The organism is Streptomyces speibonae, from assembly GCF_984686075.1.
On record NZ_OZ480260.1, the window covers coordinates 1119707 to 1137202 of the forward strand.

At 70.1% G+C, this 17496-nt stretch carries 11 protein-coding genes; 4 read left to right on the plus strand and 7 right to left on the minus strand.

Annotated elements, in window-relative coordinates:
- Nucleotides 1–23: 23 nt before the first annotated feature.
- Nucleotides 24–1250: a DNA sulfur modification protein DndB gene (locus tag AC5L3C_RS05020; RefSeq protein ID WP_493647152.1), complete on the minus strand. Its 1227-nt coding sequence runs from the start codon at nucleotides 1248–1250 to the stop codon at nucleotides 24–26.
- Between the two features lie 146 nt (nucleotides 1251–1396).
- On the opposite strand from AC5L3C_RS05020, the gene AC5L3C_RS05025 reads away from it, so the two are divergent.
- The 4 genes from AC5L3C_RS05025 to AC5L3C_RS05040 all read left to right on the plus strand — a co-directional run bounded on the left by AC5L3C_RS05025 (nucleotide 1397) and on the right by AC5L3C_RS05040 (nucleotide 13102).
- Nucleotides 1397–3547, plus strand: coding sequence for an N-6 DNA methylase (locus AC5L3C_RS05025; protein ID WP_493647154.1), 2151 nt, complete (start codon nucleotides 1397–1399; stop codon nucleotides 3545–3547).
- A gap of 168 nt (nucleotides 3548–3715) precedes the next feature.
- Nucleotides 3716–4972 (plus strand): serine/threonine-protein kinase, encoded by a 1257-nt coding sequence (locus tag AC5L3C_RS05030; RefSeq protein ID WP_493647156.1) that lies wholly within the window; start codon nucleotides 3716–3718, stop codon nucleotides 4970–4972.
- 140 nt (nucleotides 4973–5112) lie between these two features.
- Nucleotides 5113–8001, plus strand: coding sequence for a DEAD/DEAH box helicase (locus AC5L3C_RS05035; protein WP_493647158.1), 2889 nt, complete (start codon nucleotides 5113–5115; stop codon nucleotides 7999–8001).
- A 25-nt stretch (nucleotides 8002–8026) separates the two neighbouring features.
- The gene (locus AC5L3C_RS05040) at nucleotides 8027–13102 is read left to right on the plus strand and encodes a class I SAM-dependent DNA methyltransferase (protein ID WP_493647160.1); all 5076 of its coding nucleotides are present in this window, start codon (nucleotides 8027–8029) and stop codon (nucleotides 13100–13102) included.
- 69 nt (nucleotides 13103–13171) lie between these two features.
- Here AC5L3C_RS05040 and AC5L3C_RS05045 read toward each other — a convergent pair whose 3' ends face one another.
- The 6 genes from AC5L3C_RS05045 to AC5L3C_RS05070 all read right to left on the minus strand — a co-directional run bounded on the left by AC5L3C_RS05045 (nucleotide 13172) and on the right by AC5L3C_RS05070 (nucleotide 17474).
- Complete coding sequence (locus AC5L3C_RS05045) at nucleotides 13172–13378, minus strand: DUF397 domain-containing protein (RefSeq protein ID WP_493647162.1); 207 nt, start codon at nucleotides 13376–13378, stop codon at nucleotides 13172–13174.
- Complete coding sequence (locus AC5L3C_RS05050; RefSeq protein ID WP_493647163.1) at nucleotides 13375–14193, minus strand: helix-turn-helix domain-containing protein; 819 nt, start codon at nucleotides 14191–14193, stop codon at nucleotides 13375–13377. The genes AC5L3C_RS05045 and AC5L3C_RS05050 overlap by 4 nt, the downstream gene beginning before the upstream one ends.
- A 424-nt stretch (nucleotides 14194–14617) precedes the next feature.
- On the minus strand, nucleotides 14618–14935 hold the full coding sequence (locus AC5L3C_RS05055; protein WP_493647164.1) for a hypothetical protein: 318 nt from the start codon (nucleotides 14933–14935) through the stop codon (nucleotides 14618–14620).
- 62 nt (nucleotides 14936–14997) lie between these two features.
- Nucleotides 14998–16386: a hypothetical protein gene (locus AC5L3C_RS05060; RefSeq protein ID WP_493647166.1), complete on the minus strand. Its 1389-nt coding sequence runs from the start codon at nucleotides 16384–16386 to the stop codon at nucleotides 14998–15000.
- Nucleotides 16383–16817: a hypothetical protein gene (locus tag AC5L3C_RS05065; RefSeq protein WP_493647168.1), complete on the minus strand. Its 435-nt coding sequence runs from the start codon at nucleotides 16815–16817 to the stop codon at nucleotides 16383–16385. Before AC5L3C_RS05065 ends, AC5L3C_RS05060 begins: the two co-directional genes overlap by 4 nt.
- 192 nt (nucleotides 16818–17009) lie before the next feature.
- Complete coding sequence (locus AC5L3C_RS05070) at nucleotides 17010–17474, minus strand: hypothetical protein (RefSeq protein WP_493647170.1); 465 nt, start codon at nucleotides 17472–17474, stop codon at nucleotides 17010–17012.
- Nucleotides 17475–17496: the final 22 nt, after the last annotated feature.

Below are 17496 nucleotides of genomic sequence, written 5' to 3' on the forward strand. Positions count from 1 at the left end.
GAGAGGGCGGCGCCGCCCGTGGGTCAGCAGCCGCGGATCCTGCGGCCCGCCTCCGTCGCCGGGTAGAGGATCGCCTCGGCGACCCGGCCGCCGGAGTCCTTGACGCCGCCGCTGAAGTTGAGGCGTCCGGAGGTGCCGGTCTTGGCCGCGACGCCGTCCCAGTACTTCGCCTCGCGCTCCCAGCGGATGTCGCCCATGAGGCGGACCAGGTCGTCGGTGCGGAAGGCGGACGCCGTGTCGGTCCACGGCATGGTGTGGTGGGCGGCGATGCCGATGCCGGCGAGGACGGCGGGCGCGGTGATGGCGCTGCGCGCGGTGAAGTGGTGGGCGTGGCGGGCGATGAGCTGCGCGAGGACCGGTACGACGGTGGCCTCGACCTGCTCGGGCCGGTACGCCGCCGGGAGTTCGTCCTCGTGCACCGATTCGGCGGAGCGCTGAAGACCGTTGCGTCCGTAGAGCGTGGTGACGACGAGGGCGCGCAGCGCGGAGAGGGTGACGACCTCGCGGTCGCTCACGGACACCTGCCGCTTGCTGACGTTGACGAGGCGGGAGAAGGGTACGCGCTGACCGTCCACGTCGACGTTCACGGCGTCGGCGAGCAGGTGGGCGAGACGGGTGCCGTAGTCGCGCTGGTCCATGGACATGGCCAGGTTCTTGGCGACGGCCACGCCCTGCACGTTGCGGTCGTAGAAGATCTGCCGGGCGTCGGCGGGCGCGAGGTCGATGTACAGCTCGAACGGCAGGCGCACGCGGGCGAGTTCGGGGTGGGTCAGGCCGTAGGCCTCGGGGTCCTCGTAGAGGTCGTGCCAGGCGGTGGTCTGGGTCTCGCCGTCGATGGCGACGACCATCGTGCCGGGCGCGACGGTGAGAGTACGCAGTCCGCTGCCGGGGACGAGCTCCTCGCTGAGCGCGGCGAGCGGTCCGGCGTGCCAGAGGGTGACGGGCGGGGTGGACCAGGCCGCGCCGAGTTCGCCCTTCAGTCCGGCGGCGATGTACTCGGCGTAGGGGCCGACGTTCTTGCCCTTCTGCGACGACTTCAGCGTGCGCTGCACGGTGGCCCGCAGCTCGGCGTGCCGCCGCACCAGGCCGGACGCCGCCTTCAGTTTGCGCGGGTCCTCCTCGGCGCGGGGCGAGGGCACGAGCTGGACGAGCGTCGGCACGGACATCGTCCCGACGACCGCGTCGGTGCGGAACGGCATCACCGTGAGCTGGGTGCCTTCGACGACGGCCGTCGGCATGGTCAGAAGCATGGGACTCCCCCCGGAGGTTCTGCGGCTTCCCCTCGGAAGCAGAACCAGACAAGCACAGCGTTGAAAGCACCGTCAATCACGTTGACACATATGACGGACGCTGTAGGTTGTTGACCATCGTCTCCAGGGAGGGCCCACCCGTCGCCATGCCCCAGTCATCCGCGCAGGTGACCGCCGCCGAGATCTCCCGCATCGCGGGGGTCACGCGCGCCACGGTCAGCAACTGGCGCCGTCGGCACGAGGACTTCCCGGCGCCGGCTGGCGGTACGGACAGCAGTCCGCTCTACGACCTGGAGGCGGTGCGCGCCTGGCTCGCCGCGCGTGGTCACGCCTCGGCGGCGAACCCCGTGGAGGAGCTGCGTACGACGTTGCGGCTGCGGGCGCAGTCCGGTGGCAGCGGCCCGATGGAGGGCCTCCTGCTGCTGGTCCTCGCGGCGGCGGGGCGCTCGCCCGAGGAGCTGACGGCCGCGACGGAGCTGCCGGACGCGGAGCTCGTGGCGCAGGCGCAGCGTGACGCCACGGCGGCCGCCGAGGCCGTACCGGCCGCCGATCCGGTCCGTTTCGAGCAGGGCGACGCGGCGGCGCTGCGGGCGCTGTACGCGTGCGTCCGCGACGAGAGCGGCCAGGCCGCGCTGGGCGTGCTCGCGGAACGGGAGCTGGAGGACAGCGCGGCGTCCGGCGCCTATCTGACGCCCGCCCCGCTGGCCGACCTGATGGCCCGTCTGCTCCCCGGTGCACCGGCGCGGGTCCTCGACCCGGCGTGCGGCAGCGGCTCCCTGCTGGCGGCGGCCGCGCGCCGGGGAGCGCGTGAGCTGTACGGCCAGGACAGCCTGCCCGTGCAGGTGCTGCGCAGCGCGGTGAGCCTGACGTTGACGGCCCCCGGGGCCACGGTCACCGTGCACGCCGCCGACAGCCTCCGCGCGGACGCCTTCGCCGACGTGCTCGCCGACGCGGTCCTGTGCAATCCGCCGTACGGCGTGCGGGACTGGGGTCACGACGAGCTGGCGTACGACCCGCGCTGGGCGTACGGCGTCCCGCCGCGCGCGGAGTCGGAGCTGGCGTGGGTGCAGCACGCGCTCGCCCATCTCACCCCCGGCGGCCACGCCGCCGTGCTCCTGCCGCCCGCCACGGCCGGCCGCGCGTCGGGGCGCCGGGTGCGGGCGGAGCTGGTGCGCAGCGGCGCCCTGCGCGCGGTGATCGCACTGCCGCCCGGCGCCTCGCTGCCGCTGCACGTCGGGCTCCAGGTGTGGGTGCTGCAACGGCCCGACCCCGGCGGTCCGGAGCGCAAGTCGGTGCTGTTCGTGGACGCGGCGGCGGACTCGGCGGCCGGAGCTGCGGCCGGTACGGCGTCGGGCCGTACGCGCGGCGCGGGCCGCTCCGCCTCCCTGGACTGGCCGGGTGTGACCGCGCGGGCGCTCGGGGCGTGGCGGGCGTTCACGCGGGACCCGGACGCGTTCGAGGGCGAACCGGGTGTCGCGCGCGCGGTCGGTGTGGTGGACCTGCTGGACGACGTGGTGGATCTGACCCCGGCCCGGCTGGTCCGGGCGTCACGGTCCGAGGTCGATCCGGCGCAGCTGTCGGCGGAGGTCGAGGCCGCCCGCCGGGACCTGGCCCAGGCGGGGAAGGCGCTGGTGCGGGCGGCCGGTCAGGAGGAGTGGAGCGCGGCGGGGGCGACGGCGCGGGAGTGGCGGACTGCGACGGTGGCCGATCTCGCGCGCGGCGGGGCGCTCACGCTGCTGCGCACGGTGCCGGAGGGTGCGCGCAGTCGCGGGTCCGCAGCGGGCGGGGAGGGGACGGAGGGCCGTGCGGTGCTCACCGGTGCGGACATCTCGCGCGGCTCGGGTCCCTCGGGAGACCCGGCGGAGCTGAGGAGCGACACGGCGCCCGTGATCACCGCTGGGGACGTTCTCGTACGGGCGGTCGTGAGCGGCGAGGGGCCGATGGCCCGGGTGGCGGGCGAGGAGGAGGCCGGGGCGCTGCTCGGTCTGCACGTCCACCTGTTCCGTCCGGATCCGGAGCGCCTGGACGCGTGGTTCCTCGCCGGTTTCCTGGGCGCCGACGAGAACATCGCGGGCGCGTCCACGGGCAGCACGGTGCTGAGCGTCAACCCGGGCAGGTTGCGCGTACCCCTTCTGCCGCTGGAGGAGCAGCGGCGGTACGGGGAGGCGTTCCGGCACGTGCACGCGCTCCGGGCGCAGGCGCGGCGGACCACGCGGCTGGCGGAGGAGACGGCGCGGCTGCTGGCCGCAGGGCTGACCGGGGGTCAGCTGCTCCCGCCCCGGGACGCCCTGCCATAGGCGGCAGACCGCCACCACCGCGAACCCTCCACAACTTCCTCACCCATAGAGGTTGATATCTCCATTCCGCAACCCCCGTTCCTGAGTCCCCCGTCATCCACTACCGTGTCTCCAGGCACGCATCGCGGCTGATCAGAGGCGCGCCCGGACCGAATGTCGAGGACACACGTGCAGATCACGCCCCTGAACCCCGAGGATCCGCTCTCGCTGGGCGACTTCGAGCTCCTCGGCCGGATCGGCCAGGGCGGCATGGGCCAGGTCTTCCTGGGCGAGTCACTCGGCGGTGAGCCCGCCGCGGTCAAGGTGATCAAACCGTCGGTGGTGGACTCCGAGTCCCGGCAGCGGTTCGCGCAGGAGATCGAGGTGCTCAAGACCATCTGGGGTCCGCGCATCGCGGCCTTCCTGGGCGCCGACGCGGAGGCGGAGCAGCCGTGGCTGGCGACGGAGTACGTGGACGGCCCGGACCTCGCGCGGCATGTGAAGAAGCACGGCCCGCTGCCGTCCGTCCTCACGGCGGCGCTCGGCGCGATCCTCGCGGAGGCGCTGTCGGGGGTGCACGCGCAGGGTCTGCTGCACCGTGACCTCAAGCCGGCCAACGTGCTGCTCGGACCCAACGGTCCGAAGATCATCGACTTCGGCCTGGCGGCGTTCACCGAGTCGACCATCTCGCTCACCGCCCCGCACCAGGTCGTCGGCACCCCGATCTGCATGGCCCCGGAGCAGGCCGCCGGGGTGAAGCCGCTGACGGCGGCGGTGGACGTGTACGCGCTGGGGGCCCTGCTGCTGTTCGCCGTGGCGGGTCACTACCCGCACCAGGCGGCCACCCCGTACATGGTGTTCCACCTGGTCACGGACCCCGGCTCGGCGCCGGACCTGTCCGGTGTGCCGGACGATCTGACGCCGCTGCTGACCGGCATGCTCGCCCACGGCGCCGGGGACCGGCCGTCGCTGACCGAGGTGGTGCAGCAGTGCCGCGCGCTGATCGAGGCCCAGGGCATGAAGATCGCCCACGCCCGGCGCAAACTCACCGCGCACACGACGGAGCGACGGCAGCACAGGCCGGCCCCCGCCGACAGCGTCCCCACGCTGGCCTGGCCCGCGCCCGCGCACGAGACGCAGGTCATGGAGATCACGCCAGCCGAGCTGGAGACACCGGCCGAGGTGCCGGCGACCCCAGCCACGCTCGTCGAGCCCGCCGCCCCGGCCGAGCCCGACCCGCTGCCCGCACACACCCCCGGTGCCGCATCCGCCGGGCCGGGTGACGGCCCCGCCGGTGCCGCGCCCGACCAGCCGGAGCCGAGCCTCCGCCCGCCCGTGGACACCCGGCGGACCCCGGAGCCGGCGCCCACGCTGCGGCACTCCGTCCAGGCTCGGAAGACGGCGGAGCGGCTGCGTACCGTGTACGCGGCGAAGGCCCCGTTCTGAGCGACCCCCGGCGGGTCGCCCGGCCCGGCCTCGTCTCCGCTCCCCCCACTGCACCATCCGGCGGTCCGCCCGTCCCCCCACCGGCGGCCTGCCCCACCCCCCGTCCACCCCATCGACCCGACCGTCCAGGAGGCACCCGCGTGACCGCCGACTTGAGCACCGCTCCCGCGACGAGCGGCGAGGACGCGCAGTTCCCGCCGGGCGCCCAGATCCTCGTACGGGACGAGGTGTGGCTGGTGCGCAACGCGACGCGGACCGAGCACGACGGGGCCAGGATCGAAGCGGTGGGCGCGTCGGACTTCGTGCGCGACCAGGAAGCGGTCTTCTTCACCGGCCTCGACCGGATCGAGCTGCTCGACCCGAGGCGGACCCGTCTGGTGCGGGACGACTCGCCGAACTTCCGCCGCTCGCGCCTGTTCCTCGAAGCGGTGCTGCGCAAGACGCCGCTGCCGCAGGCCGAGCGCGGCCTGGCGCTCGCGGACTCCTTCCTCCTGGACGCCCTCCCCTACCAGCAGCGCCCCGCGCAGCTTGCCCTGTCGGGCCGCAATCTGCGCCCGCGCCTGCTCATCGCGGACGTGGTGGGCCTCGGCAAGACCCTGGAGATCGGCCTTACGCTGGCCGAGCTGATCCGCCGGGGCCGGGGCGAGCGCATCCTCGTCGTCACCCCGCAGCACGTGCTCGAGCAGTTCCAGCACGAACTGTGGACGCGGTTCGCGATCCCGCTGGTGCGGCTGGACTCGGTGGGCATCGAGCGGATCCAGCGGGAGATCCCGGCGGGCCGCAACCCGTTCACGTACTTCAAGCGGGTCATCGTCTCCATCGACACCCTGAAGAACACCGACCAGTACAAGCACCACCTGGAGCGCATCAACTGGGACGCGGTCGTCATCGACGAGTCGCACAACCTCATCAACAAGGGCTCCCTGCGCAACCAGCTCGCCCGCACCCTCGCCCCGCACACCGACGCGCTGCTGCTGGCCTCGGCGACCCCGCACAACGGTGACGCCCGCTCCTTCGCCGAGCTGATCTCGCTGCTCGACCCGGCCGCGATCCGCGACCCGGAGCACTACCGCGCCGACGACATCAAGCACCTGTTCATCCGCCGTACGAAGGTCAGCCCCGAGGTGCGGGAGCAGATGAAGGGGCAGTGGGCGGACCGGGGCCCGTCGCGTTCGATCCGGGTGGACGCCACGCCCGCCGAGGAGAAGATCTTCGAGGAGCTGGCGGCGGTGTGGCTGCCGTCCGACGGGTCGGCGTCGGTCAGCGACGTCCCCCTGTTCCCGTACACACTGCTGAAATCGTTCCTCTCCTCCCACGCGGCCCTGAAGGCCACGGTCGGTACGCGCATCAAGACGCTGGAGAAGAAGAACGCCCCCGAGTCGACGGCCGCCGAGCGCGCGGCGCTGCACCGGCTGCTGGAGCTGGCGTCGGGGATGACGGAGACGGACTCCGGCAAGTTCGGGGCGCTGGTCGAGCAGCTGCGGGAGATCGGAGTCGGGCCGAAGTCGGACACCCGGGTCGTGGTGTTCTCCGAGCGGGTGCAGACGCTGGAGTGGCTCGCGCGGACGGTACCGGCGGCGCTCGGCTTCAAGGGGAAGGCCGCCGAGCACGCGGCCCGGGTGATGCACGGCGGTCTGTCGGACGAGCAGCAGATGCAGTGCGTGGAGGACTTCGGCCTCGCGGACACGCCGGTACGCATCCTGTTCACGGGCGACGTCGCCTCCGAGGGCGTCAACCTGCACCGCCAGTGCCACCAGCTCGTGCACTACGACGTGCCGTGGTCGCTGATCCGCATCGAGCAGCGCAACGGCCGCATCGACCGCTACGGGCAGGCGCACCAGCCGCAGTTCCGGGCGCTGATCCTCACCAGCGGCGTCGACGGCGCCAAGGACGACACGCTCGTCTCCGAGCGCCTCCTTGAGCGGGAGGCGGAGGCGCACCGGTCGCTGGGCACGGCGGAGGCGGTGTCCGGCCTGTACCGGGCGGAGGCCGAGGAGAAGTCCCTCATCCAGGATCTGCTCCGGGGGCGGGACGTGGACGAGTCCCTGGACGCGGACCGGAGTTCCGGTGGCGATGCCGGCGACGGCGTGGACGACTTCCTCGCGGACTTCTTCGGCGCGGTGAACGACGAGCCGGAGGAGGACCCCGGCACCTCCGAGGCGGGCGACGGAACGAGTTCAGTACCCCGGGCGGACGTGCCCCGTCTGTTCGGCTCCGCGCGTGAGTTCCTCGACGAGGCGCTGCGCGAGGTGTATCCGGACGCCCACGCCCGGCTGGACCTGTCCGCCGACCCGGACACGGGTCTGCTGTCGTTCGTCCCGCCGTCCGACCTGGTGCACCGTCTCAAGGCGCTGCCTCCGGACTACGTCCGTGAGCAGGGCCTGCGCGACCGGCTGAGGGTCACCTTCAACCGGCGGCTCGCCGACGCCAGCCTGACGCGCGCCCGCGCGTCGGCGACGTCGAGCTGGCCCGACATCTCCCTGCTCACCGATCTGCACCCGGTGATGGAGTGGCTCACGGACAAGGTCCTGGTCCGCCTGGACCGGCAGGAGGCGCCGGTCCTGACGGCCGAGGTGACGCGACCGACGTACCTCGTCCAGGGCATCTACTCCAATGCTCTCGGCCGGCCGACCGTCGTCAAGTGGATGGCGGTCACCACGGACGGCGAGGTCGACGACGACATGGTGGCGGTGCTGCGCCGCGCCCAGGTCGGCCCGACGATGGCCAACCCGGGCCTCTCCCACGACACGGAACTGCTCGCCGAGGCGATCCCCGGCGTCCTGGACACGGCGGAGGCGTTCCTGGAGCGGCACCGCGAGGCGTGGGACGAACCGCTGCGGGCGCCCATCGAGGAGTACAAGACGCGTCTGGGCGCGTGGGAGCAGCCGACGCTGACAACGGGCGGCCGTTCCGCACCGACCGCCACGCGGGACCGGCTCACCTCCCTCGCGGACTCCCTCCTCACCACCGGCCGCCCGATGCTCCGCGTCCTCGCCGTCCTTGCCCCGGCCGCCCACACCGCCGCCTGACCGACCCACTTCGAGGTTTCTCACGATGACGTTCGATTCCCTGGTCAACCGCGGTGACTACTTCTCCGCGCACTACCTCGCCGAGGTCTTCCCGAAAGACCTCAAGTCAGGTCTCCTCGCGGAGTGGAAGCAGCGCGAGGAGGACGCCGCAGGCGCCGAACGGCCCGAGGGGGCCCTCCCGGTCACCCCGCGCGCGGGCCTGCGGGCGCTGCGCCGCACGTACTTCGCCGCCCGGTCGTACTTCACGCTGGACGAGGAGCAGGCGGCGACCGGCGACGACGCGGTGACGTACGACGCCCCCGAGTGGCGCGACCGGGTGCGGACGCTGAACGGGGAGGTGCTGCGGGCGCTCGGCTTCGATGCCAAGCCGGGCACGCTCACCGTCGTGCGCGCGGACCAGTCGTACGAGGTGACGGTCGCGCACGCGGAGAAGGATCTCGTCGCCCTGGACTGCGGCTGGTCGGCCGAGCCGGACGACGCGCTGGACCCGGACGGGGCCGGGCGGCTGCTGGAGGAGCTGCGTCTGGACGGCCAGCACACGGTCGCCACGGGGTCCAAGCTCGCGTCGTTCCTGTTCGCGTGCGAGGACGCGCCGCGCTATGTGCTGCTGCTGGTCGGCGGTGTCGTCGTGCTCGCGGACCGGGCGGTGTGGGGTGAGGGCCGGTACCTCGCGGTATCGCTGGACACGGCGCTGGAGCGCAACGACACCAAGGCGGGCGGCGAACTCGACACGGTGGCCGCGCTGTTCGGCGCGGATTCGCTGCGCACGCCGGAGGAGGGCGGGGAGAACCCGCTCGCCACGCTGGTCGACAAGTCGACGAAGCACGCGGTGGGCGTCAGCAGCGAGCTGCGGGACGGGCTGCGGCTGAGCGTCGAGCTGATCGCCAACGAGGTTTTGGACCGGATCCGGGAGGGCGGTGTCCGCCCGGAAGAGGTCAAGGAACTCCCGGAGCTGGGCCGCCAGTTGACGCGGGAGTCGCTGCGCTATCTGTACCGGATCCTGTTCCTGCTGTACGCCGAGGCCCGGCCGGAGCTGGGCATCCTGCCGTCGGACTACCCGGAGTACCAGATGGGGTACGGGCTGGGCCGGCTCGGTGAGCTGATCGCCGAGCGGGATCTCGTCGACGAGAAGTCCCGCAAGGGGTTCTACCTGTACGAGTCGCTGGATCTGCTCTTCAGCAAGGTGCAAGAGGGGTACCGGCCGCGCCGTACGCACGGGGTGGTGGAGGAGAAGGCCTCGGAGGACGTGGGGCTGCGGTTCGAGCCGCTGCACTCCAAGCTGTTCGAGCCGGAGGCGATCCGGCTGATCGGCGCGCGTGCGGTTCCCGACCCGCGCGTCGAGAGTGAGGGCGACGGCGGGGAGCGGTTCATCGACACCCGGCTGCGCAACGAGACGCTGTACCGGGTGCTGCGGCTGCTGATGCTCACGCGGGGCAAGAAGAGGGAGCGCGGTGGGTTCATCTCGTATGCGCAGCTCGGGATCAACCAGTTGGGGGCCGTGTACGAGGGGCTGATGTCGTACTCCGGCTTCGTCGCGGGCGAGGAGCTGTACGAGGTCGCGAAGAACGGTGACCCCAAGGACGGTTCGTGGCTGGTTCCGGCGACCAAGGCCGACGAGTACCCGGACGAGGTGTTCGTCCGGCACAAGGACGAGGACACGGGTGAGGAGCGGCGGGTCCGGTATGCGCCGGGCTCGTTCGTGTACCGGCTGTCGGGGCGGGACCGGCAGACGTCGGCGTCGTACTACACGCCGGAGTCGCTGACGCGGGTCACCGTGCAGTTGGCGTTGCAGCACCGGTTGGACCAGGACGACACGGTGACCGAGGCGCGTGAGCTCCTTGACTGGAAGATCTGCGAGCCGGCGCTCGGCTCGGGTGCGTTCCTCAACGAGGCGATCAACCAGGTCGCGGCGGAGTATCTGCGGCGGCGGCAGGACGAGTTGGGCGTCGCGATCGACACGGAGAAGTACGCGGTCGAGCTTCAGAAGGCCAAGGCGTACATCGCGCTGCACAACTCCTACGGCGTCGACCTCAACAACACGGCGGTGGAGCTGGCGGAGGTGTCGTTGTGGCTCAACACGATGCATCCGGGGATGGAGGCGCCGTGGTTCGGGCTGCACCTGCGGCGGGGCAACTCGCTGATCGGCGGGCGTCGGGAGATCTACTCCGCTGAGCGCCTGAAGAAGGGCGGCTGGCTGGGGGCGACTCCGGAGCGCTTCCCGTTGTCGGAGGCCGTGGGGGGCGCTGCGCTGCCTGAGGGGGCTGTGCATCACTTCCTGCTTCCGGCGAAGGAGTGGGGCGCGGTCGCGGCCGAGAAGGAGGCGAAGGCGCTGGCGCCGGAGGAGGCGAAGGCGCTGGGTGCTTGGCGGAAGGCGATCACCAAGTCGCCGAACGCCACGCAGACCAAGCGGTTGCAGGGGTTGGCTCGGCGGGCCGAGTACCTGTGGGGGCTGGTCGTGCGGCGACTGGAGATCTCCGAGCGGGAGATTTCGCGGCGGGTGGATGTGTGGGGGGCGGAGGAGGGGTGGCTGCGGTCGCCGGAAGTTGCGGTGCCGAGGGAGAAGGTCAAGGCGGACCTGGAGGCCGTTGACACGCCGTACTGGCGGCTGAAGACGCTGATGGACGCGTGGTGTGCGCTGTGGTTCTGGCCCGTGCAGAGTGCGGCGCTGCTGGACGGGTCGGCGGAGGTGTACACGCGGGCGGCGGAGGTTGCTTCGCAGTCGGCGGGGTGGACGGTGTCGGCGGCGCCGGCCTCGCCTGCGGATGCGGTTCCGAGTCAGGCGGGGGCGCCTGCGCGGGAGACGTATGAGTCGGAGGACCTGTTCGGTGAGGTTCAGGTCGTGGAGGTCAAGTCGCGGGCAGCGCGGGGTGGTAGTCGCAAGGAGCAGATTCGCGGTGAGCGGCGGGCTGTGATTCCGCTGGCCTCGCTGGACGACTGGCTGGACTTCGCCGAGTCGTTGCTGGGGACGCAGGATGTGTCTGCGGATTCGTTGGTGGCTCAGTTCGACACGCTGGATGAGCTGGAGCGGTACGAGGACGAGTTGCCCGAGTGGATGGGCATGGAGCGGTTCACGTCGTTGGAGTCGCGGTATCAGTGGGCGGGGGTTGCGAGGGACGTGGCTGAGCGGCAGGGATTCTTTCACTGGGAGTTGGAGTTCGGGCAGGTCTTTGGGGCGCGGGGTGGGTTCGACCTGCAGGTGGGGAATCCGCCTTGGGTTCGACCTCGATGGCTGGAGGACGGGGTTCTTGCCGAGTATGAACCGTGGTTCATACTGACCGAGAGGCCGGGGGTAACCGAGTGGCGGTCGCGAAAGTCAGAGCTGTTGCGGGAAGATTCCCCAGCGCGACCGTACTTCCTCAGCGAGCTGACCGACAACGCTGGACTCGTCTCATCACTCGCGAGTACTGCGACTTACCCGCTGCTGGTCGGGACCCAGCCAGATCTATATCGCGCCTTCATGTGCCGCGTCTGGAACTCAACAGCAGAACTTGGAATCGCCGGCCTGATCCACCCGGACACGCATTTCAGTGGCACCAGGGAGCTCAACCTGCGCGCCGCCACGTATAGACATCTACGACTGCACGCTCATTTCGCAAATGCTCTCACACTTTTCGAAATCGCCCATCGGTTCGAGTTCGGCGTACACATTTACGGCCAATCCCAATCGGTCAATTTCACGCACATCAGTTGGCTATTTTCACCTGAAACCCTGCCTGCCTCGCTGATCCATGATGGCACCGGCCCGACGCCCGGAATGAAGCACAATCAAACTTGGGATCTTCGCCCTCACCTTTCACGCCTCACCCAAGTCGACGCAGTCAGGTTGCAGCAGTGGCATCGGCTCGCCGGCGAAGACCTGGACGGCCATGAATCCGCGGCTCTGTTGTACCCAGTCACAAGTAGTGAACAGAAAGCCATCTCAGCGCTTGCCAGCGTAAACCTACGCTTGGGTGACCAGAACCCCAGAATCACTTCCGGATACCACGAGAAGAACGGAAAAGAAGAGGGACACATCCGATGGTCGACGCAGGTCCCCGACGCCTTGGATGACCTGATCCTACAAGGGCCTCACCTGGCCCCCGCGACACCCCTCTTCAAGCAACCCAACGAAAACTGTCGCAGCAAGGGAGACTGGTCCGCCTTTGACCTGCTCACCATCTCGGCCGGCGTCGTTCCTCGCACAAACTACGTCCGTGCCTGCTCCGAGGCTGACTTCACCGCTGCGCAAGACATCTGGGAATTGTCCGGAACTCGACGCTACACGGAGTACTTCCGAGTCGCCTGGCGCAAGATGATCCCGCTGACCAACGAGCGCAGCCTTTTTGCCGCTCTGATCCCGCCGGGTCCTGCGCACATTCACGCCGTACAATCGATGGCTCTGCCGAATAACCGGCTGACCGCCCTCACGGCAGGCTTCTGGGCTTCCTTACCTTTGGACTACCTGTTGCGTGTCACAGGCCGTTCTGATCTGCAAGTGGCCGAGGCCCGCAAGATGCCCGCCGCCGACCCGTCCCATCCCCTCGCCCCGGCCATTCTTCTCCGTACGCTGCGCCTGAACGCCCTCACCGAGCACTACTCCCCCTTGTGGGAGGAGCTCTACGATCCGCGCTGGGCCGGCTACGAGGACTGGGCAAATCCCGACTGGCCCCACATGAAGCCGCTCGCCGCCGGGCTCACCGCCACCTGGCAGTACAATATCCCCCTTCGAACCGAGTACGAACGCCGTGCCGCGCTCGTCGAACTCGACGCACTCGTCTCCGTCTGCCTCGGCATTACTGCTGACGAACTCGTGGCAATCTACAAGTCTCGCTACCCGGTTCTGTACGACTACGAGGCGCAGACCTACTTCGACGCCAACGGCCGCAAGATCGCGGGCCATCACAACACCTACGGTCACGGCCAGACCAAGCAGGACTACATCGACCTCCTGGCCCACCTGGAGAACCCTGAGACAACCCCACCCCCGGCCGGCTACACCACTCCCTTTTACAAGGCGGACCGCGAGTCCGAGATGCGCGCCGCGCACGCGCACTTTCAAGGCCGCCTGGACGCGGAGATCGCCGCCAGCCGCTGGACTCCTCCCGCGAAGAGTGAGGTCTGAGTGCCGCCCCTCGGACAACGGTCGGCGCTTCTGAGAGAAGCGCCGACCGTCGCGGGGAACCATGCAGGCTCACATCGTCCTGAGCAGGGCCGTCCAAGCCGCCGAGCCAATCTGCAATACAGGTCCGTCGTGTGCCCGGCACTTCGAGTCGCGCACATGGACAGCGGCCGCGTCCAGCGCAACCTCAACGCACTCGCCGCCCGCACCACTGCTGTAGCTACTCGTGAACCAGCACAGGTCCGAGCGGGGCTGACGGCTCGCGTCTTCCGTGTTCATAGGTCTCCCAACAGCTTCTGAACGAAGGCCAGTGACTCCGAGGGCGTGAGGCCCTGCGCCCGCAGGATGCCGTACCGCTCCTCGTACCCTCGGACCACCGGCCGCTCACTGTAGAGGTGGCTGTGCTCGTTCACCTCCACGTAGGCGATCCTCTGCGCCTTGCCCGTCTCCATCAAGGTGAACGGGCCACCCATTCCAGCGTGTTGGCGCCGGTCCGTTGGCATGACCTGAATCTCGACGTTGCGCTGCTGGCCGTAGAGGAGAACCTGCTCCAGCTGTGCCCGCATCACCGCGCTCCCGCCCAGCGGCCGACGCAGAGTGCTCTCCTCGATGACGAAGCTGATCGTGGGCATGGGCATGCGCGAGAACAACTCCTGGCGGGCCAACCGGGCGGCCACACGCTGGTTCACCGTGTCCTCGTCCAGCAATGGGCGCCACATCTCGAACACCACCCTGGCGTACTCCTCGACCTGCAACAAACCCGGCACAGCCTGGTTGGCATAAACATGCAGCTCAACCGCCTCCGCCTCCAACTTCGCCGCATCGCGAAAGAACGACGGATACCGCGCCCGAGCCACCTCCTCCTTCATCACCGTCAGCAGCCCGCCGGCCTCCAACACCACATCCGCCCGCTCGATGAACTCCGGCTTCGGAATCCGCCGCCCCAGCTCCACCGACGCAACCATGTCCTCGCCGTAGCTGAGCCTCGCCCCCAACTCAGCCCGCGTCAGCCCCCTGCTCGTCCGAAGCAGCCGCAACATCTGCCCGAAGCACCGCAGGATGCCCGTTTCACTCTCACCGTGAGTCGTCGTCACCGGTGCCCTCACCTCGCCCACCCGCACAGTGGCGCCGTCCCGCACCACACCCGGCCATCACTCACAGCTCACTCTAAAGACACGCACCGTAGCCTTCGCGCCACTTGGCCCCACTTCCCCCGTACCGGGGACGAGCGCCCGCCCTCCCCGTACAGCCCCCGCCTGTACACGCCCTCATGCCAGGCCCCCGCACCCGCCCCACACCCCACGCCGACCTACTGTCCGGCCAAAACCTGCACCTTCATCCCGTGCCTTTTGCGCTCGCCGGAGGAGAAGGGTCGGTCCGCGGCCATGCAAGTGATCGGCCGGGCATGCGCTCCAGGAGCGGCCCACCTCGTCGTCGTGTTGCGGGCGACGCTGCCCAAGGGCTGGGTGTGAGGGCGTCAGAGCGACCGGAAGGCCGATTCAGCGGGGCAGTGGGCATTCACGCCCCGCTGGACACCCACCACGCCACCGCCGCCACTCCCAGCACCACGGCCGGTACCGCCCACGGCCACCGCATCACCCGCCGCACCGAGGGCGCCAGCCACAGTGCTCCCACCGCGCCCGCCGAGACGACGGCCAAGGCACTGCCCAACTCGATCCCGCCGTACGCTGCCTCGTCCCAGTCGCCGTCCGGACGGGTGTTGACCGCCAGCCAGAGGAAGAACGCCGACACCAGGGTCAGCAGCACCACCGGCACGGCGAGAATGACGCGGAGCAGGCGGCGATCGTCGTCTGGGTGGTGCGGGCGGTCGTCCATCGGGTGACGGGAGTGACCGACCTTCTGCCTGTCTCCGGTGTGCGAGGGTTTCGAGGACTGCATCAGCGGATCGCGTTCCTTGCCTGGTCCAGTTGACGGGCGAAGTCCCGGCCGTAGCGCTGCGCCTGGTCGTTCTCCCAGTACGGTCCCCCGTTGTACCGCGCGGCGAGCTCCTGTTGCTGCTCCACCGTCAATTCCTCCGGGGGTACGTCGGCGAAGTCGCTCTCCGCTTTGAGCTGGGCCAGGTACTCGGCGGCGATGAAGATGTTCTGGCCCGGCTCCTGGAGCGACTCCTCCACGATGGTTCGCTGTTGACCGGTGAGGTTCTCCGGGTCGTAGCCGAGCACCTCGGCGCCACGCCGTACCTGGATGGCGATCGGCCCGAAGGACGTCTCGTCGGGGTCACCGCCCAGTCGTGACGGCAGGTTCTCCGGCGCGATGGGGCTCAGCGGGGAGTCCGCTTGTTCCCGGAGGGTGTCGGTGATGTCGTCGAGTGGGCCGGGCTGGCCGGCGATCTCCTTCCAGGCGATACCCGCCACCATCGACGGCGGGAGCCCCGAGTTCTGCGCGGCGGCCTTGATGATGTCCTTGTTGGCCCGGATCCATTCGGTCTTCTCCTGGTCGCCGGAGGGCGGAATCCAGTAGCTGTCCGTCGCACCCGGCAGTGAAGCGAGTTGTATCCGGATGCTCTGGAGCGTCGGGGAGACCGGCTTGTCCCCGGCCGTCGGGTAGTAGTCCTGCTTGGGACCGCTGCCCGGCAACCGGGTCACCGGGTTACTGCTCGCCTCGGCCGCCTCGCGCCGGAGGTCGGGCATGGCAGCGGCGACGTCCACCCGCTCCGTGAGGAACACCTGGAAGTCCGGCAGCAGGTCGTACGCCTGCTTGAGCTCGTGGACACAGAGGGCGCGGGCCTCCGCCTCGGTGGTCCGCGCCAGGTCGAAGTCGCCGCCCGCCGCATCGTGCAGCCGGTTGGCCTCGTCCCGGATGTCGTCGACGTCCATGGTCAGCTCCGCGAGGAAGTCCAGGACGCCGGTGGTGGCGCGCATGTCCTCCCACTGCCTCATCGGCTCGGCCTCCTGAGCCGTGCGGGTGATCGCGGTGCCCTTGGTGTGGATCAGGTCCGCGAGCGCCTGCTCGTTGACCAGACCGTTGGAGTAGTACGCCTTCGCCACCGTCAGCGCCTCCGCGTAGCGGCGCAGCGCGCCCGCGGCGTGCCCGTATCCCTCGGCGAGCTCGTCCACCAGGCGGCGGCCCTCCGAGAGGCGGGCTGTGTAGTGCGCGCTGCCTTTGCTGCGCCACTCGGTGTGCTTCTCCGCCCGCTCCGCCGCGGGAGCGACAGCCGTCAGGAGCGTCTGGATGCGGCCGAATTCGTCTGCGTTGCGTTCCACCAAAGGCGGGTTGCAGTTCTCCAGGAACTCGACGTCCTTGCGGTAGCTGAGGCTGTCGCTCATCGCGTGCCCGGCGAGACGTAACGGCCGTCGAGCACGGTCTCCAGGAACCGGCGGGCGGTCTCGTCCTCGATCTCCGCGAAGTCCCCGCCGACCGTCCGCAGTCGGGTCGACAGCGCTGCGAACAAGGCCATGGTGTCCAGGAACTGGTCACCCGCGAACTCGGCGAAGCGCTCCACCTGACGTGCCACGTCCGCGGGCGTCCTGGGATTCCGCGCCAGGGTGGTCAGTTCGGCGTCCGGGCGGCCTTCGTACAGGAGCCCGGCGATCTCCACCAGCAGGTTGGAGTTCCCGTTGATGGAGTCGGCCTTTGCCACCAGGTCCGGCGCGCCTCCGCCAGAGTCTGCCGGCAACTGGTCGAGCCGCATGCCGCCCTCGGCCTGCCGCGCCAACGCATCGGCTTTCAGCTGCGCCCATTCCTGCTCGAAGGACACCCCATCTCCTTCTGTTCCCTCTGCATCTCTCGACGCCGATTGACGCCCTGTGGGCCGAGAGTCGACCGAAGTGAGCCTCTCCACCGAACCCGGAACGGTTCACACTGTAGCTTTCGTGCCACTCGGCCCCACTTCCCCGGCACCGAGGACGAGCCTGCACGGCTCACCTGACGCGGGGGTCGGCACGCGTCCTCAGTCGGTCTCCCGCACGCGTGCGGCGGTCCGCTCGGCGAGCTCGCGGACGCCCTTGCCGGCGTTCTCCGAGAGCTCGCCGAGTACGGCGTCGGCGGAGGTGAGGAGGGCACGGGCCTCCTCGGGGCGGCCCGCGTCGGCGAGGGCAAGGGTGAGCCGGTAGTGCTCCTCGGCGATGAAGCGGCCGAGGTTGACCCGTTGCCAGTGGCGCAGCGAGTCGTCACCCGAGGTGGCCAGGGCCTCGCGCACGGCGGTCAGGCTGTTCACCGCCTGCGGCAGCCGGCCCGCCTCCCGCTCCAGGCGGGCGAGGGTGTGCCGGGCCGAGGCCCGGTCCCATGCCGTCTCCTGGAGAGCGGCGTACAGGCGCTGAGCGCACAGCGCCTGGGGAAGGTCACCGAGTTCCTCGAAGTCCCGGGCGAGCCCGCTCAGCGGAGCCGACTCACGTACAGCACCCCCCGTACACACGTCTCCGCTGGTGACACGCCCG